The organism is Ideonella benzenivorans (genome assembly GCF_020387415.1).
Classification (GTDB): domain Bacteria; phylum Pseudomonadota; class Gammaproteobacteria; order Burkholderiales; family Burkholderiaceae_C; genus Ideonella; species Ideonella benzenivorans.
Genome location: NZ_JAGWCB010000018.1, coordinates 365,545 through 386,097 on the forward strand (window position 1 = coordinate 365,545; position 20,553 = coordinate 386,097).

A 20,553-nucleotide genomic window follows, 5' to 3' on the forward strand; every position below is an offset into this window, starting at 1 on the left:
GGCAATGGCAGGCCCTCAGGCCCAGTAGGGGATGTATTCGGCGAACTTGTTGCCGCTGCTGGCGTCCTTGCGCTTGATGCGCCCGGCGGCCACGGCGTCGGCAATCAGGTTGGTGATGCTGTTGCGCTGCTTGTCGTGCAGCTGAAAGCGTTGGCGCAGCGAGGTGTTGGTCAGCGTCTGGCTGGAGAGGTACTGCAGCACGGCGTGCTGGTAGCAGGCTTCGATTCGATCGGGCGTGCCCATGTCGGCAAAGGCACGGGGCGCGCAGAGGGTGACGCTGAAGGCGTTTTCGTGTGCGGTGATCTGCAGCGGAGGCAGACCGAACAGCTCGATGTCCTGGATGACTTTCTGGAAGCCGGTGCCGCGCTCCTCACAGATGCGGTAGCGCCGGAAGGCCGAGGCCAGCTTCTCGTTGCGGGATTCGGGTGTGGCGCCGATCAGGCGATCGGGCTTCTTGCCGGGCAGCAGGGTACCCGGGTTGGTGATGGTGATGCGGTCGCTGTAGAGATCGATCATGGGCCCGGCGCCCCCCACCTGGAAGTCCTGGTGGATGAGAGCGTTGGCGATCAACTCGCGCAGGGCCAGTTCCGGGTAGACGCACACGTCCTGGCGCAGCGACTGGCGGATGACCTCGGAATGCGGCAGCACGGAGCGCAGATGGCGGATCAGGCCTTCAAAGCCGATGGCGTAGCCGCGCTGGCCGTCCAGTTCGTCAATGGCTTCCACCTTGTTGGTGCCGCGGTACCGCACCAGGCGGATGGCCTTGCGGCTCAGATTGGGAAACTGGTCCAGCTGGCGCGCCGCGGCAATGGCCCCGAAGTGGGTGATGTAGTGACCGCGCCCATCGGCCACGGTCAGCCCTTCTTCCTGCAGCCAGCGGCCGAGGGCGTCTTCGTCCGCCGGCAACGGGCGCTCCAGCAGGCGGGCGATTGCCGCCAGGTCCAGCAGGGCTTCCACCTCGGACAGCTGGAGCAAGGGTGAGGCGCGCAGATCCTCCCAGCGTTGGGGGGCGCTGTTCATCATCAGGGCGCCCACCTCTTGGCGGGAGGCCTTGCGGGTGGAGCCGCCGGAGCGGATCCAGGTTTCCTCGATGGACTTTCCGCGCCGGTGGACAGGCTTGATGCCTTGCTCCGGCACATGGACGAAGAGCAGCATCCCTTCTGCGTGGCCGTGGAGCGCGTGATCCAGGGCGATGGGGGGCTCCACGGCCTCCCGTGCCAGGTTGCTGAGGGTGCCGATGATGCGCTCCACCTCGTCCTGGGCAATGCCCTGCACCTGCCCGCTGTTGCTCACCCCGAAGACCAGGGTGCCACCGCCCGCCAGGTTGGCCAGAGCCATCAGGTGCTCGGCCAGGCGGTCCTTGTGGGTGGAGAGGCTGCTCTTCCAGTCCAGCTCGTTGAGCTCATGGGGAACCGGTTGCAGGCTCTCCTGCAGCACTGCTGCGGCTTGGGCGACCCAGTGCTTGCTGCTCATGTGATGACAAGTGCTTGATCTGAAAAGAGATTTTCAGAATTTCCGGATTCGGGTGTGATACCGGGACACTGGGCGGCTCAGCCGCGGGAAAAACCCCGCGGTGTGATAGCAAGTTGTTGATTTAACGGGATGAATCGACGGCTTCCGGATTCGGATGTGATAACCGATCACGCGTCGATATTCGCCGCCCTCAACGCATTCGTCTCGATGAAATCGCGCCGCGGTTCCACCTCGTCGCCCATCAGCATGGTGAAGACCTTGTCGGCCTCGATGGCGTCTTCGATCTGCACGCGCAGCAGACGGCGCACGGCGGGGTCCATGGTGGTTTCCCACAGCTGCTCGGGGTTCATTTCGCCCAGGCCCTTGTAGCGCTGGCGGCCCACGCTGCTTTCGGCCTGCAGCATCAGCCAAGCCATGGCGGCGCGGAAGTCGGCCACACGGGTTTCCTTGGCCTTCTCGCCTTCGCCGCGCTTGACCACGGCGTCGGCGCCCAGCAGGCCCTTGAACTCGCGGCCGACCAGGGTCAGGGCCTCGTAGTCGTCGCCGTGCAGGAAGTCCGGGCCGATGATGCTGCTCTTGATGTTGCCGAAGTGGCGGCGGCTGATGCGCAGCAGGTGCTTGTCGGTGCGCTCGTCGAACACGGCTTCCACGTCGGCGTCGTGCAACGCGGCCTTCAGGGCCAGCGCGCTGACCTCCGCCGTACCGGTGTCGCTCAGGTCCAGCGTCAGGCCGTTGCCGATGGCGTGCAAGGCTTCCACGTCCATCCAGTTGGCCAGGCGGTCGATGACGTTGTTGGCGCGCACGTAGTGGCGGGCCAGCTCGGCCAGGCGTTCGCCCTGGATCACGTCCTGGCCGTTGCGCGGGTCGATGCTCGCGCCGTCCAGGGCCACCCGCAGCAGGTAGGCGTCCAGCTCCAGGCCGTCCTTCAGGTACTGCTCCTGCTTGCCGTGCTTGACCTTGTAGAGCGGCGGCTGGGCGATGTAGATGTGGCCGCGTTCCACCAGGTCGGGCATCTGGCGGTAAAAGAAGGTCAGCAGCAGGGTGCGGATGTGGGCGCCGTCCACGTCCGCGTCGGTCATGATGATGATGCGGTGGTAGCGCAGCTTGTCGGGGTTGAAGTCGTCCCCGCCCATGCCCTTGCCAATGCCGGTGCCCAGCGCGGTGATGAGCGTGAGGATTTCCTGGCTGGACAGCAGCTTCTCGTAGCGCGCCTTCTCCACGTTCAGGATCTTGCCGCGCAGCGGCAGGATGGCCTGGAACTTCCGGTCGCGGCCCTGCTTGGCGGAGCCGCCGGCGGAGTCACCCTCCACGATGTAGATCTCGCAGAGGCTGGGGTCCTTCTCCTGGCAGTCGGCCAGCTTGCCGGGCAGGCCCATGCCGTCAAGCACGCCCTTGCGGCGGGTCATTTCGCGGGCCTTGCGGGCGGCCTCGCGGGCACGGGCCGCGTCCACGATCTTGCCGCAGATGATCTTGGCGTCGCTGGGGTTCTCCAGCAGCCAGTCGGTCAGCAGGCGGCTGACGATGTCTTCCACCGGCGCGCGCACTTCGCTGGAAACCAGCTTGTCCTTGGTCTGGCTGCTGAACTTGGGCTCGGGCACCTTGACGCTGACCACGCAGGCCAGGCCTTCACGCATGTCGTCGCCGGTCACATCGACCTTGGCCTTCTTGGCCAGCTCGTTGTCCTCGATGTACTTGTTGATGACGCGGGTCATCGCCGCGCGCAGGCCGGTCAGGTGGGTGCCGCCATCGCGCTGCGGGATGTTGTTGGTGAAGCAGAGCACGTTCTCGCTGAACGAGTCGTTCCACTGCATCGCCACTTCCACACCGACGTTGGTGTTCTGGTCGCTCATCTTGTCGCCCATGGCGTGGAAGATGTTCGGGTGCAGGACCTTCTTGCCCTTGTTGACGAACTCGACGAAGCCCTTGACCCCGCCGGCATAGGCGAAGTTGTCTTCCTTGCCGCCGTTGCGCTGGTCGACCAGGCGGATCTTGACGCCGTTGTTCAGGAACGAGAGCTCGCGCAGGCGCTTGGCCAGCACGTCGTAGTGGAACTCGTGGTTCTGCTGGAAGATCTCGGTGTCGGGCAGGAAGTGGACCTCGGTGCCGCGCTTGTCGGTCGGCCCCGTGATCTTCATCGGGCTGGTTTCCACGCCGTCGACGATCTCGATCTGGCGGTCCACCGGCACGCCCCGGCGGAACTCGATGGCGTGCACCTGGCCGTCGCGGCGCACGATCAGGCGCAGCCACTTGGACAGCGCGTTCACGCAGGACACGCCCACACCGTGCAGGCCGCCGGAGACCTTGTACGAGTTCTGGTTGAACTTGCCGCCAGCATGCAGCTCGGTCAGGGCGATTTCAGCGGCCGAGCGCTTGGGCTCGTGCTTGTCGTCCATCTTGACGCCGGTCGGGATGCCGCGGCCGTTGTCCACCACGCTGATGGAGTTGTCGGCATGGATGGTGACGACGATGTCGTCGCAGTAGCCGGCCAGGGCCTCGTCGATGGAGTTGTCCACCACTTCGAACACCAGGTGGTGCAGGCCGGTGCCGTCAGAGGTGTCGCCGATGTACATGCCCGGGCGCTTGCGCACCGCCTCCAGGCCTTCCAGGATCTGGATGGACTCGGCGCCATAGCCGCCGGACCCTTGCAAGGCGGGAGTGGGCTGCTGGCTGTCGGGGGTGGGGGTGGTGTCGCTCATGAGGCTCTCGGAAAACTCTCGAAAGAGGCCCGGCGCCGCAAAAACGCCGGGGCTTTGAAACGCTTCAAGCGGGTGCCCCGGTCAGAGGCGGTCCCGCTTGTGCTGTGGAGGCAGGGGGCGGTCAGATCCGCATCGGCATCACGACGTACTTGAAGCCGTCCTGCCCGGGCACGGTGATCAGCGCGGCGGAGCTGCCGTCGTGCAGCGCGATCTGCACCATTTCGCTGTCCATGTTGGCCAGCGCGTCCATCAGGTAGGTCACGTTGAAGCCGATCTCGATGGCGGGGCCGCCGTAGTCGATCTCGAGTTCTTCCTTGGCCTCTTCCTGCTCGGCGTTGCTGGAGGCGATGCGCAGCGCGCCCGGCTCCACGTTCATGCGCACGCCCTTGAACTTCTCGCTGGTCAGGATGGCGGCGCGCTGCAGGCTGGCCAGCAGCGGGGCCCGGCCCAGCACGATCAGGTTCTGGTGGTTCTTCGGGATGACGCGGTTGTAGTCGGGGTACTTGCCCTCGACCAGCTTGGTCACGAATTCCATGCCCGAGAAGCTGAACCGCGCCTGGTTGCCGGCGAACTGCAGCTCGATCGGGTCCTCGCCGGTGCCCAAGAGGCGCATCAGCTCCAGCACCGTCTTGCGCGGCAGGATGACCTCCTGCTTGGGCATGTCGGTCTCCAGCTCGGCCTGGGCCAGGGCCAGGCGGCTGCCGTCGGTGGCCACCAGGGTCAGGGTCTTGCCCTCGGCCACGAACAGGATGCCGTTGAGGTAGTAGCGGATGTCATGCACCGCCATCGCGAAGTGCACCTGGTCGATCAGGCCCTTGAGCACCTTCTGCGGCACGCTGAAGGCCGGGCCGAAGTCGACCGCCTCATTGACCAGCGGGAAGTCCTCGGCCGGCAAGGTCTGCAGCGTGAAGCGGCTCTTGCCGCCCTGCAGGGTCAGCTTGTTGCCGTTGGCGCTCAGGCTGACGATCTGATCGGCCGGCATGGAGCGCAGGATGTCGATCAACTTGCGCGCGCCCACCGTGGTGCTGAAGCTGCCCTCGTCACCGCCCAGCTCGGCGGTGGTGCGCACCTGAATCTCCAGGTCGCTGGTGGTCAGTTCGGTGCTGGCGCCGTTCTTGCGCAGCAGCACGTTGGCGAGGATGGGCAGGGTATGACGCCGCTCGACGATGCCGGAAACCGCCTGGAGGGCACCCAGCACTTGTTGTTGCGCGGCTTTCAAAACAATCATGTCTTCCTCTTTCAGATGGGTCGTTGTAGTAGGAACGGACCACCGTTGTGGAAAACGCCATTTTCACCTGTTTTGACAGGCAGTTAGCAGGCGGCTTTCTATGGGGATGAACGGGGGGCTTGCGATGGGGTCAAGGTACAACAACTTCGGCCCGATCGCCGGGGCGGTGGACAAGCTCGGTGTTGTCCCAAACTTGTCCCCAGCCCGGTTCCGGGCGGCGTTCAGCCCTTGAGGGTCTGCTCCAGCACGTGCAGCTGCTGGTTCAGCTCGGTGTCCTTCTGCCGCTCGCCACCGATCTTGCGCACCGCGTGCAGCACGGTCGTGTGGTCGCGGCCGCCGAACAGCTCGCCGATCTCGGGCAGGCTCTTCTGGGTCAGCTCCTTGGCCAGGTACATCGCAATCTGGCGCGGCCGGGCGATGCTGGCCGGGCGCTTTTTGCTGTACATGTCGGCGATCTTGATCTTGTAGAAGTCGGCCACCGTCTTCTGGATGTTCTCCACCGAGATCTGCCGGTTCTGGATCGACAGCAGGTCCTTGAGCGCCTCGCGCGCCAGGTGGATGGTGATGTCCTTGTGGCTGAACTTGGCGTAGGCCAGCACCTTGCGCAGCGCGCCTTCCAGCTCGCGCACGTTGGCGCGCACGTTCTTGGCCACGAAGAAGGCCACGTCCTCGGGCATGGGGGCGCCCTCGGCCTTGGCCTTGGCCAGCAGAATGGCCACCCGCATCTCCAGCTCGGGCGGCTCGATGGCCACCGTCAGCCCGGCGTCGAAGCGGCTGGTCAGCCGCTCGTCAATGTCCACCAGCCCCTTGGGGTAGGTGTCGCTGGTCATGATGATGTGGGCCTTCTTGGCCAGCAGCGCCTCGAAGGCGTTGAAGAACTCTTCCTGCGTGCGCTCCTTGCCGGCGAAGAACTGCACATCGTCGATCAGCAGCAGGTCCAGCTGGTGGTACTTGGCCTTGAGCTCGTCGAAGGTCTTGCGCTGGTAGTTCTTCACCACGTCGGAGATGAACTGCTCGGCGTGCAGGTACAGCACGCGGGCGTTCGGGTTGTCCTTGAGCAGGGCATTGCCCACCGCGTGGATCAAGTGGGTCTTGCCCAGGCCCACGCCGCCGTAGATGAACAGCGGGTTGTACATGACACCCGGCGCGCCGGCCACGTGCAGCGCAGCGGTGCGGGCCATCTGGTTGGCCCGGCCGGGCACCAGGGTGTCGAAGGTCAGCGCCGGGTTCAGGCGGCTGCGGCTGGCGGGGCTGGGCGCGGCCGGGGCCCGGGCCTCGGCCGGCACGCTGGGGGCTCGGCGCTCAACCGGCGCGCCATCGGCCATCGGACGGGCCTGGGCGCCGGGCGCGTTGTCCAACGCCGGGCCGTCGGCCGGCAGCAGGGCGGCCTGCTGGCGCGCGGCCGCATGGCCTTGCGCCGCGTTCACCATGGCCCGGTGCAACACCGCCGCGGCGCTGTTGGGCCGCGAAGGCAGGGGACGGGCACCCAGCGCAGGGCCTTCCCGCGGGGCGAGCGACAACTCCAGGCGCACCGGCTTGCCGGCGAGCTCGGTCAGCACCGTTTCGATGCGGGCGGAATACTGGGACCGGATCCAGTCCAGCTTGAAGCGGTTGGGCACGCGCAGGCTGACGACGGTCCCCGCCTCGCCATCCTCCGTGACGTCGGCCGGGGGCAGGGGTCGGATCCAGGTGGTGTACTGTTGTTCGGGCAGTTCGGTTGCGAGTCGCTCGCAGCCCCTCTGCCACAGGTCAATGCTCATGTGGACAATTCTTCTTGAGCGGCCGCATTCTACGCACTCCTCGGGCGGCCTGGTGCGAGGTTATCCACAGTTTCTTCCGCGGGGTCAAGCCCCTCGCGGGAGCGCATGCTGCCGTGCAAGTGTTTGACCGGACTGGCGTTTTTTGGTCTAATCGTGGGTTTCCCGAACGCCTGGGTGGGTCTCGTCTTGCCTGGGCTCCGCTAGCCCCAAGCCTTTGGCCGCCTTCAAGGCCAGGGCCCACAGTAGGTACTCACCATGAAGCGCACCTATCAGCCTTCCAAGGTCCGTCGCGCCCGTACGCACGGTTTTCTCGTCCGTATGAAGACCCGCGGTGGTCGCGCCGTCATCAACGCGCGTCGCGCCAAGGGCCGCAAGCAGCTCTCGCGGGTCTGATCCCGTCGCCATGATCGGCCGCATCGTGCGTCCGGCCGATTTTGAGCGCGTGCTCGCCGCACCGCAGCGTTCCCGCAGTGCTCACTTCGCCATCCACCATGTGACGGGCGGGCCGTTGGCATGCCGCGTTGCGGTGTTGTCCACGGGTCTTGCACCGGTTGTCCCGGGCTTGTCACCAGAGTTGTCCACAAGCGCTCTCCCCGCTGCGGGTGAGGCTGTGGATGAGTCCGTTGGCACCGGCCATTGGCTGGGCCTGGTGGTGCCCAAGCGGCATGCCAAGCGAGCGGTCACCCGCAACCTGATCAAGCGTCAGGCGCGTGCCGCCATGGCGCGACATCTCGCCACCCTGCCCTCGGGCTTGTGGGTGGTGCGTCTGCGTGCGCCGTTCGACCGCCAGCAGTTCGCCAGCCCGGCCTCCGAGGCACTGCGCGAGGCGGCCCATGCGGAGATGGAACAGCTGTTCGACCGTGCCATCCACCAGCCACTGCCCCCCGGCGGTGGCCGGCCGCGTTCGCGCGCCCGAGCCTGAGCGGTCCGTTTGGCCGAGCCGCCCATGACGTCCATGCCTCCCCTGCGCCTGCTGCCGCGTCGGCTGCTGCAGGTTGCTGTGCGTGGCTACCGCCTCTTGCTGAGCCCCTGGCTGGGCAACCAGTGCCGTTTCGAGCCCACCTGCTCGCGCTATGCGCTGCAGGCGCTGGAACGTCACGGTGCCGCGGCCGGCAGCTATCTGGCGGCGGTGCGCATCCTGCGCTGCGCCCCCTGGTGCACCGGGGGCTGCGACCCGGTGCCACCGGAACGGCCCCGGCTGTTCCGGCACCTGCTGCCCGGCGCCACCCTGCCGACCGAATCCCCCGAGACCGGGACGCCGGCTGACACACCCTCGTCAGCCGACCCGGCCACCCTCGTTTCTCTGACTTCTTCCAGGCCTTCCTCATGACCGATATGCGCCGCACCCTGCTGTGGGTGGTGTTCACCATGTCGCTCGTCCTGCTGTGGGACGCGTGGAGCCGCCACAACGGCCAGCCCACCCTGTTCGGTGGCCCGGTGCCCGCGGCCTCGGCGGCAGCGTCCGGCAATGGCGGCGTGCCCTCGCCCGCCTCGGTGGCCGCCAACGGTGCCGTGCCCGCCACCCCGGGCGCCTCGGCCCCGGCCGCCGTCAAGAGCGAGACCTTCACCGTCCGCACGGACGTGATGACGGTCACCTTCGACACGCTGGGCGGCACCATGGCCCGCGTGGCCCTGCCCAAGTACCACAGCGACACCGATCCGAAACAGCCCATGCTGGTGCTGGATGAGACCGGCCACCGCTACGAAGCGCAAACCGGCTACATCAGCGCTGGCGCCACGCCGCTGCCCACCCACCTGACGGTGATGAGCGCGGTGCCGGGCGAACGTGAGCTGAAGGATGGGCAGGACACGCTGACCGTGCGCTTCGAATCGCCCGACGTGGGCGGTGCCAAGCTGGTCAAGACCTACACCTTCCACCGCGGCCAGTACACGGTGGATGTGAAGCAGGCGCTGACCAACGTCGGCAGCACCCCGCTGCAACCCCAGCTCTACCTGCAACTGCAGCGCAACAGTCAGGCGGCTGGCGCCACTTCGTCGTTCTACAGCACCTTCACCGGCCCGGCCGTCTACTCCGACGAGAAGCGCTACCAGAAGGTCAGTTTCGACGACATCGCCAAGCACCAGCCGGGTGATTCGCCGCTGCACGTGCAGAAGGCCAATGACGGTTGGATCGCCATGGTGCAGCACTACTTCGCCACCGCCTGGCTGGTGAAGGACGGCTCGCCGCGCGAATTCCGCACCACCAAGATCGGCCCGGACCTGTACACCGTGGCCCTGCTGCAGCCGCTGGGCACGCTGGCCCCGGGCGCCACCCAGACCAACGACGCCACGCTGTTCGTCGGCCCGCAGGAAGAGAAGAAGCTGGCCACCCTGGCCCCGGGCCTGGAACTGGTGAAGGACTACGGCTGGTTCAAGGTGCTCTCCGAGCCGCTGTTCTGGGTGCTGGACCAACTCTACAAGTTCATCGGCAACTGGGGCTGGTCCATCATCCTGCTGGTGGTGCTGCTGAAGATCGCCTTCTACTGGCTCAACGCCAAGGCCTACCAGTCGATGGCCAAGATGAAGGCCGTCAACCCGCGCATCATGGAACTGCGCGAACGGCTGAAGGACAAGCCGCAGGAGATGCAGCAGGAGATGATGCGCATCTACCGCGAGGAGAAGGTCAACCCGCTGGGCGGCTGCCTGCCGATCTTCATCCAGATGCCGTTCTTCATGGCGCTGTACTGGGTGCTGATGTCCAGCGTGGAAATGCGCGGCGCGCCCTGGATCGGCTGGATCACCGACCTGGCCGCCAAGGATCCGTACTTCATCCTGCCGGCGCTGATGACCCTGTCCAGCCTGCTGCAGGTCTGGCTGTCGCCCAAGCAAGCCGACCCGATGCAGCAGAAGATGATGTGGATCATGCCGCTGGCCTTCAGCTTCATGTTCTTCTTCTTCCCGTCCGGCCTGGTGCTGTACTGGCTGACGAACAACCTGCTGTCCATCGCCCAGCAGTACGTCATCAACAAGCGCATGGGCGTGCTCTGACCCCGGTCTGAGCCTCCCCTGAGCAGCGACGCCCCGGCGGACCGCACGGTCCCCGGGGCGTCGTGGTTTTTACGAATAGAAACATCTGCAGCGCCGCCGATACCACGAAGGCGGGGGTGAACCGCACGCCCTTCTCGCGTGCGGTTCGGAAGCTGGGTGACGCAGCGGCCGGTGACGGCCAACACGGCCCGCCCCCCGCGCCAACACGTCCTTAGGCTGCCCGACAATGCGCGCATGCTGCTCGGCCGCCACCAGGACCCCATCGTCGCCATCGCCACCGCCCCCGGACGCGGAGCGGTCGGCATCGTCCGCGCCTCTGGGCCGGACCTGAAGCCATTGGCCCAGGCCCTGCTGGGCCAGGTGCCCGCGCCACGCCAGGCGCTCTACGGCCCCTTCCGTGAGGCCGATGGCAGCCTGATCGACCACGGCCTGGCGCTCTACTTCCCGGCCCCGCACAGCTACACCGGCGAGGACGTACTGGAACTGCAGGCCCACGGCGGCCCAGTGGTGCTGCAACTGCTGCTGGCCCGCTGCCTGAACGCCGGCGCCGCCCTGGGTTGGCAGCTGCGCCTGGCCGAGCCGGGCGAGTTCACCCAGCGCGCGTTCCTGAACGACAAGCTGGACCTGGCCCAGGCCGAGGCCGTGGCCGACCTGATCGACGCCAGCACCGAGGCGGCCGCGCGCAGCGCCACCCGCTCACTGGCCGGCGCCTTCTCGCAAGAGATCGAGGCCCTGGCCGAGCGCATCGTCACCCTGCGCATGCTGGTGGAGGCCACGCTGGACTTCCCTGAGGAGGAGATCGACTTTCTGGAAAAAGCCGATGCGCGCGGCAAGCTGCGCGCCATCCAGGCCGCGGTAGACGCGGTGCTGGGCCGGGCCCGCCAGGGCGCACTGCTGCGCGAGGGCCTGCGGGTGGTGCTGGCCGGCCAGCCCAATGTGGGCAAGAGCTCGCTGCTCAACGCCCTGGCCGGCGCCGAACTGGCCATCGTCACGCCCATCGCCGGCACCACGCGCGACCGGGTCAGTGAAACGATTCAGATCGAGGGCGTGCCCATCCACATCACCGATACCGCCGGTCTGCGCGAGGACGGGCAGGCCAGCGACGAGGTCGAACGCATCGGCATGGCCCGCAGCTGGGAATCCATCGCCAGCGCGGATGCGGTGCTGTTCCTGCACGACCTGACCCGGCTGCCCGACGCCGACTACCAGGCGGCCGACGCCCTCATCGCCCACAAGCTGCAGGCCGTGGACCCAGCCCGCCTGATCCAGGTCTTCAACAAGGCCGACAGTGGCACTGAGGCGCTGACCGGCCATCCCGAGGGCGAAACGGCCATCGTCATCTCCGCCCGCACCGGCCAGGGCCTGGACGCGCTGCGCCACCTGCTGTTGGAACGCGCCGGCTGGCAGGCCGCGCCCGAGGGCGTCTACATCGCCCGCACCCGCCATGTGCAGGCCCTGCGCGAAGCGGCCGAGCACCTGGCGCTGGCCGCGGCCCACGCCGATCAGGCCGACGCCGCGCTGGACCTGCTGGCCGAAGAGCTACGGCTGGCCCACGAGGCCCTGCAGCAGATCACCGGCCGCTTCAGCGCCGACGACCTGCTCGGAGAGATCTTCAGCCGGTTCTGCATCGGCAAATAAGGGGCACCGACGTGGTGGTCCAGCCGCTCAGGCCAGCGCCACCAAGACCAACCCAACCAAGGCTGGCACGGCCTGGATGAACAGAATGCGTCGGCTGGCCGTGGCGGCGCCGAACAGCCCGGCCAGCAGCACGCACAGCAGGAAGAACACCTGCACCGGCCGCCCCGGTGTGCCCAGCCACAGCCCCCAGAACAGCCCCGCGGCCAGAAAGCCGTTGTAGAGCCCCTGGTTGGCCGCCAGCACCTTGGTGGCCGCGGCAAATTCGGGGCGCAGCCCAAACGCCTTCATGCCCTTGGGCTTGTCCCACAGGAACATCTCCAACACCAGGATGTAGAGGTGCAGCAGACCGATCAAGCCGACGACGAGATTTGCAGCGGTGGCCATCAAAGGTGTCCTGTCAGATGGGCCGGAGGTCCAGGCGCGGCATCAGCGCGAACACGCCCCAGCCCAGATACTCGCGCGTGTAGGTGGCGTAGCGCACCGGTTCCGTGCTCAGTTGGGCCCGAACCTCCCCGGCCAATTCGTCATCGGGATGGGCTTCCAGCCATCGGCGCATCGTGAGCCACTTGGCAGCCTCGTACCGGTCCCAACCGTCCTGGTTCGCCAGCACCATCTCGACCACGTCATAGCCAAGCTGGCCAAACGAGGCGAGCAACTGCGGCAGGGTGAGAAAGTCGGCAATGGCGTGGGCAAGACAGCCCTTGGCCACCGCCTCGGTTGGCGGCAGTTGCCGCCAGTAAGGCTCGCCAACGAGGATGATCCCGCCCGGGCGCAGGCTCCGCGCCAGCAACGCGATCGTGCCCGCCACGCCCCCGGCAATCCACGTGGCACCCACACAGGCAGCCACGTCGACCTTCTCATCCGACACATGGCCCGCCGCATCGCCGTGGACGAACGTGACCCGATCGTCCACGCCAAGCGCCACCGCGCGGCGCTGGGCCTGCTCAGTGAACAAGGCACTCATGTCGATCCCGGTGCCAACCACCCCGTGATCGCGGGCCCAGGTGCACAGCATCTCCCCCGAACCGCTGCCCAGGTCGAGCACCCGGGCGCCCGGTTCCAGCCGCAAGGCCGCGCCCAACGTGGCGAACTTGTCGGCGGTGAAGGGGTTGTGGATGCGGTGAGCGCTCTCGGTGATGTTGAAAATCCGTGGAATGTCCATGCGGGTATTACGTTTGTGAAATGCCGGCAAAACCACCGTACTGGGCGGCTTTACGCGCAGGTCCGGTCGATTGCAGGGGTGGGCATCATGTTGGACTACAGCGAGCGACCGTCGAAGTGCTTAACGGGAAGTGCCGATAACTCAACCCCTTCAAGACAGCGAGCATTAACCATCACCATGGACCTACCCGACAGAATGCCTTCGGCAAACGTATGAATTCCGCATTTTCCGCAGAAGCGATGTTTAATGGTTTTTCCGCCGAATGTGTAGGTGGCTATGTCCTCCTCAGGAGTCAGCAGATGAAAACTTCCTGGTGAAACACCCCACTGAAGCGCGCCCTTCTTTGAACAGATTGAGCAGTTGCACTCTATAACCTGCGTAAGTTCGCCCTCGACCTCGAAGGCTACTTGACCGCAGTGACAGCCACCCTTGTATTTCACTTGTGGACTCCTTTGTATGCTGAGAACAGCGTCAGCAAGATGAACTGCGTGAATGATGATGCCCGACGTGGAGGTCACCGGGGCTGCGCGACGTTATCGCGCAGCGTCCGGTGGACCATAAAGTTAGACAGCAGCCTCCACGCCGTCCGACTGCTCATTTCTTTCCGCTCTTTCCTTTCTGTCGCCACGCATCCTCGGCGCGATCTTCTTCCCAAGATACGGACGGGCGCTGCGAAATAACGTCGAGGGAGAGCCCGTGCTTGAATCCGTCGACGTGTTTGACTTTTGTGACAATGTCGCGATTCAAATCCCCTTTGGTGCATCGTGGCAGCCATTTGCCAAGATATGTCCCAAGCGTGATGAGACGGTGCTTCTGGGAAAGCGGGAGACGTGAGGCGTTTCTGGCACTGTAGTCGCTCGCATCGACGACGTAGATATTTTTCCATGTGTAGAACACTGCAACTGACTCGCCAGTGTGTTTCAGCATATCCGTGACTTGTTTTTTTAGTCGTTCTGCGTCGGCCGTGGACATTGATAGGGTTCGCACATCGTCATAGCCGCCAAGCAATTTGGCCTGGAAAAGTGCGACTTTTTCGATACTTGCGTCTGGGGTTTTGACCCTTACGAGAAATCCGCCGTCTGCACCAGAGTGAGGCTCTTCAGTGATTTTATTTTGTTGCCGATAGCGAAAATCCACCTGCAAACCATTTGAGTTGATCGAGCGCTGCATCAAGGCATTTCCAAGCGCCGATGTAAGGCCCTCCTCGTTCCCGTGGCTCGCCAGTTGCCCAATAACTTGAGTCGCAGCGGTTTCGATAAGCGCCGCAATACGCCGTTGAATCTCTGTGTCTATAAGGAATGTCATTCGGAGAAAGGGATTATTTGCTGGTGTCTAACGTAAAGGTAACCGGCGCGGAGCCGGCTTTATCGGCGGAGCGTCCGTGTTGACCGCCATGTTAGGCACCTGCTTTGACAGCATTAGCCAAGAGCCGAGCAACTTCGGGTACTCCTAAGGTCGCAGCAAGCCCAACTTTGTCCGCCAAGCGAGGGCTGTAGTTGTAAACGTCTTTCACGTCGACGTTGAGCCAAACCGGAAGTATCACGTTCTGTTTTTCGAGAATTTCCCGCGTAAAGATTGAATCGAACTCGGCCTGACCCCAGCCATCATTCGACAGGAAGTTGGGTGACAGCACCACGATGCATTTCTTGGTTTCGCGAAGACCGCGCTCTATGCTTGATCGAAGGCTATCGCCAACCTTCAGTGAGAATTCGTCGTACCACACCGTGCAGAAATTCTTTGCAAGCTCATGTGCAAGCTCGCGAACGAATGCATCTTTATCTCGCGAATCATGTGAAATGAAAGCGAGCGGCTTCTCACTCGCGGACCGACTACGCGCGTACTCCCGATCACGGATAGACAAGAAGTAACCTCGCGCAAGAAGTTCCGCGACTAGCGATGCTCTATTCTCTGGCGTTAGGTCGAAATCGAGATAGAGGTGAACTCGCCTTGTGAACTGGAGGGTCGCGGTTGATTGCCGTTCAGAATATTCCGCATGGCCCATTTCTACGTAGACACCATCTCCATCGGGTCCGAGGCGGCAGTTCTCAAATTCCGTTGAGTTGAAGAGCGCGCCTAAGCACTGAGACAAGTCGTCCATGACTGGCACGTAGAAGTACCAATACTTTGCGTTCGCCTCGAAGTCGTAGGCAATCTTGGCGATGACTTCAGCGAGTGCGACGCCATCTTGGGTGCCGAACGTCCAAGCGCCATGCATCGTCAGGACTTTTGCGTCGGTATCAAAGTACTCGCGAATCGTAGCCATGGCGTTCTTTCAGGTGCCTAACTAGTTATCGACCCCAATTTGCGCCACCAAAAACCTTGATGCTCCCGAACATTCCAAGGGCGAGGTCTCGCAAGTGACTGAGCCGACTGAGATTTTTGACAATTCAGGCCAGCTTATCACTTCGTAACAGAGCGACAAAGGGCTCGTTGTAACAGGCGGGGATCAGATTCCCCCGAATGGGGGATGTCAGCGGGGATACATCGGAATACTGTATAGGTATACAGTTATCGACGCTCGCATTCCCCATGGAACCCACGCCATCGCCGCCCAGCCCACCGCGCCTGCTGCGGCGCCTGCGCGTGCTGCACTACAGCCTGCGGACGGAGGAAACCTATGTGTATTGGGTCAAGGCCTTTGTGCATTTCCAGGGTCTGCGGCACCCTGCGGACATGGGGCGGGAAGAGGTCGAAGAATTTCTGACCCATCTGGCTGCCCAGCGTGACTTATCGGCGTCCACCCAGCGGCAGGCTCTGTCGGCCTTATTGTTTCTGTACCGGCAGGTCCTGGGCACCGATCTGCCCTGGATGAACGATGTGATCCGCCCGGTGCCACGGCGGCGCCTGCCGGTGGTGCTCAGCCCAGACGAAGTGGCCCGTGTGCTGGCCTGCCTGGTACCCCAGCATCAGCTGTTCGGCCATTTGCTCTATGGCACCAGCCTGCGCCTGATGGAAGGCCTGCGGGTCAAGGACATTGATTTCGCCCACCGGACCTTGGTGGTCCGCTCGGGCAAGGGCGACAAGGACCGTGCGGTGATGCTGCCGGAGAGCCTGCGCCCTGGGCTGGAGGCGCAACTGGCCCGGGCCCAGGTGCTGTGGCGAGCCGATCAACTGCGAGGCACTGGCGGCGTGGAACTGCCCCATGCGCTGGCCCGCAAGTACCCGCGGGCCCCGCAAAGCTGGGCCTGGTGGGGGAGGCTGCAGGCGGGCTACGACATCCGCACGGTCCAGGCCCTGCTGGGCCACGCGGATGTGAAGACCACCATGGTCTACACCCACGTGCTCAAGGTGGGCGGGGCTGCAGTGCGCAGCCCGCTGGATGCGCTTCAGGCCCGGTTGCCCGCCTCCGGCACCTCGGTGGTGATGGGGCCGCTGCCGGCCCAGCGGTCCAGCGCCAGGTAGATGACCGGGGTGATGTAGAGCGTCACCACCTGGCTCAGGATCAAGCCGCCCACCACGGCCAGGCCCAGGGGTTGGCGCAGTTCGGCGCCGGCGCCCAGGCCCAGGGCGATGGGCAGGGCGCCCATCAACGCGGCCACGGTGGTCATCATGATGGGCCGCAGCCGCAGCAGGGCCGCGGCGCGGATGGCCTCGGGTGGGCTCATGCCCTGGTTGCGTTGGGCGTCCAGGGCGAAGTCGATCATCATGATCGCGTTCTTCTTGACGATGCCGATCAGCATCAGGATGCCGATGCTGGCGATCAGCGTCAGCTCCATGTTGAAGAGCTTGAGCGCCAGCAGCGCGCCAATGGCGGCCGAGGGCAGCCCGGCCAGGATGGTCAGCGGGTGGATGTAGCTCTCGTACAGAACGCCCAGCAGCACGTAGATGACGGCCAGCGCCGCTCCGATGAGCACCAGCTGGCTGCCCTGGCTTTGCTGGTACACCGCCGCGTCGCCGCCATAGGTGCCGATCAGCGACTCAGGCATGGCCAGCGCGGCCTTGGCCTGGTCGATGCGCTGGGTGGCCGCGCTCAGCGGCACGCCCGGGGCCAGGTTGAACGAGATCGTCACCGACTGCAGCTGGCCCTGGTGGTTCACCGCCACCGGCCCCAGCGTGCGCTTCACGCTGGCCACCGCCGACAGCGGCACCAGCTGGCCCGCCTTGCTGCGCAGCCAGACCTTGTCGAAGGCGCCCTCGAACTCGCGGTTGGCCTGCGCCGCTTCCATGATGACGGAGAAGCTGTTGGCCGGGCCGTACATGGTGCTGACCTGGCGCTCGCCAAAGGCGCTGTAGAGCGCGGAGCGCACGTCGGCCAGCTGCACGCCCAGCAGGTTGGCCTTGTCGCGGTCGATCGTCAGCTGGGCTTGCAAGCCCTTGTTCTGCGCGTCGCTGGTCACGTCACGGAACTGCGGGTCGGCCGCCAGCTTGTCCTGCAGCTTCTGGGCCCAGGCATTGAGGTCGTCAGCGCTCACGCTCTGCAGCGTGTACTGGTAGCGGCTCTTGCTGACCCGCCCGCCCAGCTGCAGGTTCTGCACCGGCGCCATGTAGACCTGGATGCCCGCCACGCCGCGCAGCTTCTTGCGCAGGCCTTCCACCACCTGGGGCATGGCCGGACGCTGGCCGCGGGGCTTGAGGTTGATGAACAAGCGGCCCGAGTTGCCGCCGCTCATGAACGAAGACACGGTGGCCACGTTCGGGTCGGCCCGGAACACCGCCGCCACCTGGGCCTGCAGACCCATCATCGCGTCAAAGGAGATGTCCTGCGCCGCCTCGGTGCTGACGCGGATCTGGCCGATGTCCTCCTCGGGGAAAAAGCCCTTGGGCATGGTCACGCCCATCCACAGCGTCAGCGCCAGGCTGCCCACGGCCACCCCGCCCATCAGCCAGCGGTGGCCCAGCGCCCAGTCCAGCGTGCGGCCGTAGCCGTTCTGGAAGGCGGTGAAGCCAGCCTCGAAGGTGCGGCCCAGCCAACCCTCTTCATGTTGGGTCTCGTGCTTCAGGTAACGGCTGCACAGCATCGGCACCAGCGTCAGCGACACCGCCGCCGACACCAGGATGGACAGCCCCACCACCACCGCGAATTCATGGAACAGCATGCCCATCACCCCGGGCATGAAGAAGATGGGGATGAGCACCGCCACCAGCGAGATGGAGATGGACAGGATGGTGAAGCTCATCTCCCGCGCGCCGCGCACCGCGGCCTCGAAGGGCGCCATGCCGCCCTCCACATGGCGCACGATGTTCTCCAGCATCACGATGGCGTCGTCCACCACCAGGCCCACCGCCAGCGTGATGCCCAGCAGCGAGATGTTGTCCAGGCTGTAGCCGCCGGCCCACAGCAGGGCCAGCGCGCCGATCAGCGAAATGGGCAGCGAGAAGGACGGGATCAGCGTGGCCGAGAGCCGGCGCAGGAACAGGAAGATCACCAGCACCACCAGCACCACGGTGAGCGCCAGCGTGAAGTAGACGTCGTGCACCGCCTCGCGGATGGAGGCCGAGCGGTCGTTCACCGGCGTCATCTTGATCGAGGCCGGCAGCTGGGCCGCAAAGTGCGGCAGCATGGCCTTGACCCGGTCCACCACCTGCACGGTGTTGGCATCCGGTTGGCGCTGCACCGCCAGCGTGATGCTGGGCTCGCCGTTCAGCTCGGCGTGGGTCTTGGTCGATTCGACGCTGTCCTGCACCTGGGCCACGTCGGCCAGCCGCACCGGCGCGCCGTTGCGCGTGGCCACGATGACCTGGCGCCAGTCCTGGGCATTCATCAGCTGGCGGTTGGCCTGCACCGTCAGGGTCTGGCGCGGGCCGTCCAGCGTGCCCACCGGCGTGTTGGCATTGGCGCTGGTCAGGGTCGCGCGCAGTTCGTCCAAGCTCAGGTCGCGCTCGGCCAGCCGGTCCAGGTCCACCTCCACCCGCACCGCGTAGCGGCGCTGGCCGTAGATGGCCACCTGGGCCACCCCTTCCAGCGTGGACAGGCTGGGCGAGATCAGGTTCTCGGCGTAGTCGTTCAGCTGGGTCAGGCTGATGGACGGCGAAGTCAGCGCCACCAGCAGCACCGGCGCGTCGGCCGGGTTGACCTTGCGGTAGCTGGGCGGCGTGGTCATGTCGTCCGGCAGGCTGTGCTGGGCCCGGTACAGGGCGGCCTGCACATCCAGCGCGGCGGCGTCGATGTCGCGCGAGGCGTCGAACTCCAGCGTCAGCGAGGTGCTGCCCAGCGTGCTGCTGGAACTGATGAGCGACAGCCCGGCGATGGTCGAGAACTGCTTTTCCAGCGGCAGCGCCACCGAACTGGCCATGGTCTCGGGCGAAGCACCCGGCAGGCTGGCACTGACGTTGATGGTGGGCGTGTCAAACCGCGGCAGCGCCGCCACCGGGATCTTGTCCAGGGCCAGCAGGCCGGCCACCACGATGGCGATGTTGAGCAACACCGTCATCACCGGACGGCGGATGAACAGCTCGGTGAGGCTCATGCGCCGGCTCCGGCGCTGGCGGCCTGCGCCGCGCTGGCCCGCGCGGCGGATTCACGCACCATCGCCCCAGGCCGCAGGTTTTCCTTGCCCTCCATCACCACCTTCTCGCCCGGCTGCACCCCCGTCACCACAGCCCACAGGCCAGCGCTGTGCAGCAGGCCAACCGAGCGCAGCGCCACGGTGTGGTCGGCCCCCACCACATAGACCTGGCGCACTTCGCCCTTGATGATCAGCGCGGCCTGCGGCAGCACGGCCACGTTCTGAAGGGTGCGCAGCGTGAGCTGCACGGTCACGTACTGGCCGGGCCACAGGGCCTGGTTGGGGTTGGCCAGCGCGGCTTTCAGCTTGATGGTGCCGCTGGTGCTGTCCACCGTGTTGTCCAGAAAGCTCAGGCGGCCGGTCAGCGGCGCGGCCGTGCCACCATCGGCGTTCTTGCGCAGCACCTGCACCGGCAGGCTGTCGCGCCGCTGCGGGCCATCGCCCAGCAGGGCCGGCAGTTGGGCCTCCGGCAGCGTGAAGCTGACCGCAATCGGGTCGATCTGGCTGATGGTGACCAGCGCAGCGCCGGTCGGCGTCACCAGGCTGCCGGGGTGCACCGCAATCGCCCCAGCCCGGCCGTTCAGCGGTGAACGCACCACGTTGTAGCCCACATTGACCTCGGCGGCCCGCACAGCGGCCCTGTCGGAGGCCACCAGGGCCAACTGGGCGTCGCGCTGGGCCCGGATGCTGTCCACCGCCCCCTGGGAGACGAAGTTCTGCCCCAGCAGCTCCTGGTTGCGCCGCCATTGGCGTTCCAGGTCGGCCAGCGTGGCCTGGTCGTGCAGCAGCGTGGCCTTGGCTTTTTCCAGGTTGGCCTGGTCGGTCCGGTCGTCCAGCGTGAACAGCAGGTCCCCCTGGTGGACGAACTGGCCTTCCTGGATGGCGACGCTGCGCACCGTGGTCGACACCTGCGGCCGCACCTCCACCGTGTTGAGCGGCACCACCGTGCCAGCCGCTTCCACGGTCACCGGCATGTCTTGCTGCGCCACCGCGACAACCGTCACCGCCTGCTCCTGGGGCGCCGAGGCCGCCTTGCCGGCGCCGGCCGGCCCACCGGCCCCCGTGTGGCTGGACCACCACCAGACACCACCGGCCACGACGGCAGCCACCGCCGTCCAGCCCCCCAGGGCACGTGCGTTCATGAACTTCTTCTTTGCCAACC

General features: G+C 65.6%; 17 protein-coding genes. 6 read left to right on the top strand and 11 right to left on the bottom strand.

Translation table 11 applies throughout. The annotated features are described in order from the left end of the window. Positions 1 to 15: 15 nt before the first annotated feature. The 4 genes from KGA65_RS18105 to dnaA all read right to left on the bottom strand — a co-directional run bounded on the left by KGA65_RS18105 (position 16) and on the right by dnaA (position 7,157). The gene (locus KGA65_RS18105) at positions 16 to 1,473 is read right to left on the bottom strand and encodes an ATP-binding protein (RefSeq protein ID WP_225864521.1); all 1,458 of its coding nucleotides are present in this window, start codon (positions 1,471 to 1,473) and stop codon (positions 16 to 18) included. Positions 1,474 to 1,640: 167 nt separating this feature from the next. Next, positions 1,641 to 4,169 carry a DNA topoisomerase (ATP-hydrolyzing) subunit B gene (gene gyrB / locus KGA65_RS18110; protein WP_225864522.1) on the bottom strand — a complete coding sequence of 843 codons (2,529 nt, stop codon included), beginning with the start codon at positions 4,167 to 4,169 and terminating at the stop codon, positions 1,641 to 1,643. A gap of 121 nt (positions 4,170 to 4,290) precedes the next feature. Further along, positions 4,291 to 5,397 (bottom strand): DNA polymerase III subunit beta, encoded by a 1,107-nt coding sequence (gene dnaN, locus KGA65_RS18115; protein WP_225864523.1) that lies wholly within the window; start codon positions 5,395 to 5,397, stop codon positions 4,291 to 4,293. 221 nt (positions 5,398 to 5,618) lie between these two features. Next, positions 5,619 to 7,157: a chromosomal replication initiator protein DnaA gene (gene dnaA, locus KGA65_RS18120; protein ID WP_225864524.1), complete on the bottom strand. Its 1,539-nt coding sequence runs from the start codon at positions 7,155 to 7,157 to the stop codon at positions 5,619 to 5,621. Positions 7,158 to 7,412: 255 nt separating this feature from the next. On the opposite strand from dnaA, the gene rpmH reads away from it, so the two are divergent. From rpmH to mnmE, 5 genes are all read left to right on the top strand, one after another. Continuing rightward, complete coding sequence (rpmH, locus tag KGA65_RS18125; RefSeq protein ID WP_151126018.1) at positions 7,413 to 7,550, top strand: 50S ribosomal protein L34; 138 nt, start codon at positions 7,413 to 7,415, stop codon at positions 7,548 to 7,550. Positions 7,551 to 7,767: 217 nt separating this feature from the next. Continuing rightward, positions 7,768 to 8,079: a ribonuclease P protein component gene (locus KGA65_RS21195; protein WP_375142653.1), complete on the top strand. Its 312-nt coding sequence runs from the start codon at positions 7,768 to 7,770 to the stop codon at positions 8,077 to 8,079. Between the two features lie 33 nt (positions 8,080 to 8,112). Further along, the gene (gene yidD, locus KGA65_RS18135) at positions 8,113 to 8,487 is read left to right on the top strand and encodes a membrane protein insertion efficiency factor YidD (RefSeq protein WP_225864640.1); all 375 of its coding nucleotides are present in this window, start codon (positions 8,113 to 8,115) and stop codon (positions 8,485 to 8,487) included. Next, complete coding sequence (gene yidC, locus KGA65_RS18140; protein WP_225864526.1) at positions 8,484 to 10,145, top strand: membrane protein insertase YidC; 1,662 nt, start codon at positions 8,484 to 8,486, stop codon at positions 10,143 to 10,145. Before yidD ends, yidC begins: the two co-directional genes overlap by 4 nt. A 234-nt stretch (positions 10,146 to 10,379) precedes the next feature. Continuing rightward, positions 10,380 to 11,783, top strand: a complete 1,404-nt coding sequence (gene mnmE, locus KGA65_RS18145; protein WP_225864527.1) for a tRNA uridine-5-carboxymethylaminomethyl(34) synthesis GTPase MnmE — start codon at positions 10,380 to 10,382, stop codon at positions 11,781 to 11,783. A 27-nt stretch (positions 11,784 to 11,810) separates the two neighbouring features. On the opposite strand, the gene KGA65_RS18150 is transcribed toward mnmE, so the two are convergent. The 5 genes from KGA65_RS18150 to KGA65_RS18170 all read right to left on the bottom strand — a co-directional run bounded on the left by KGA65_RS18150 (position 11,811) and on the right by KGA65_RS18170 (position 15,208). Next, the gene (locus KGA65_RS18150) at positions 11,811 to 12,167 is read right to left on the bottom strand and encodes a DUF1304 domain-containing protein (protein WP_225864528.1); all 357 of its coding nucleotides are present in this window, start codon (positions 12,165 to 12,167) and stop codon (positions 11,811 to 11,813) included. Positions 12,168 to 12,180: 13 nt separating this feature from the next. Next, entirely contained in the window at positions 12,181 to 12,945 is a 765-nt protein-coding gene (locus KGA65_RS18155) for an SAM-dependent methyltransferase (RefSeq protein ID WP_225864529.1), read from the bottom strand. A gap of 95 nt (positions 12,946 to 13,040) precedes the next feature. After that, positions 13,041 to 13,385 (bottom strand): GFA family protein, encoded by a 345-nt coding sequence (locus KGA65_RS18160; RefSeq protein WP_225864530.1) that lies wholly within the window; start codon positions 13,383 to 13,385, stop codon positions 13,041 to 13,043. A gap of 154 nt (positions 13,386 to 13,539) precedes the next feature. Continuing rightward, the gene (locus KGA65_RS18165; protein ID WP_225864531.1) at positions 13,540 to 14,250 is read right to left on the bottom strand and encodes a hypothetical protein; all 711 of its coding nucleotides are present in this window, start codon (positions 14,248 to 14,250) and stop codon (positions 13,540 to 13,542) included. A gap of 91 nt (positions 14,251 to 14,341) precedes the next feature. Then, on the bottom strand, positions 14,342 to 15,208 hold the full coding sequence (locus KGA65_RS18170; RefSeq protein WP_225864532.1) for a toll/interleukin-1 receptor domain-containing protein: 867 nt from the start codon (positions 15,206 to 15,208) through the stop codon (positions 14,342 to 14,344). 266 nt (positions 15,209 to 15,474) lie between these two features. Between KGA65_RS18170 and KGA65_RS18175 the strand changes: the two genes are divergently transcribed. After that, positions 15,475 to 16,347 carry a phage integrase N-terminal SAM-like domain-containing protein gene (locus tag KGA65_RS18175; protein WP_225864533.1) on the top strand — a complete coding sequence of 291 codons (873 nt, stop codon included), beginning with the start codon at positions 15,475 to 15,477 and terminating at the stop codon, positions 16,345 to 16,347. Here the strand turns inward: KGA65_RS18175 and KGA65_RS18180 are convergent. Together KGA65_RS18180 and KGA65_RS18185 are read right to left on the bottom strand one after the other, a co-directional pair. Then, positions 16,272 to 19,352: an efflux RND transporter permease subunit gene (locus KGA65_RS18180; protein ID WP_225864534.1), complete on the bottom strand. Its 3,081-nt coding sequence runs from the start codon at positions 19,350 to 19,352 to the stop codon at positions 16,272 to 16,274. The two genes, KGA65_RS18175 and KGA65_RS18180, sit on opposite strands and share 76 nt — an antisense overlap. Further along, positions 19,349 to 20,533 carry an efflux RND transporter periplasmic adaptor subunit gene (locus tag KGA65_RS18185; protein WP_225864535.1) on the bottom strand — a complete coding sequence of 395 codons (1,185 nt, stop codon included), beginning with the start codon at positions 20,531 to 20,533 and terminating at the stop codon, positions 19,349 to 19,351. The genes KGA65_RS18180 and KGA65_RS18185 overlap by 4 nt, the downstream gene beginning before the upstream one ends. Between the last annotated feature and the right edge of the window lie 20 nt (positions 20,534 to 20,553).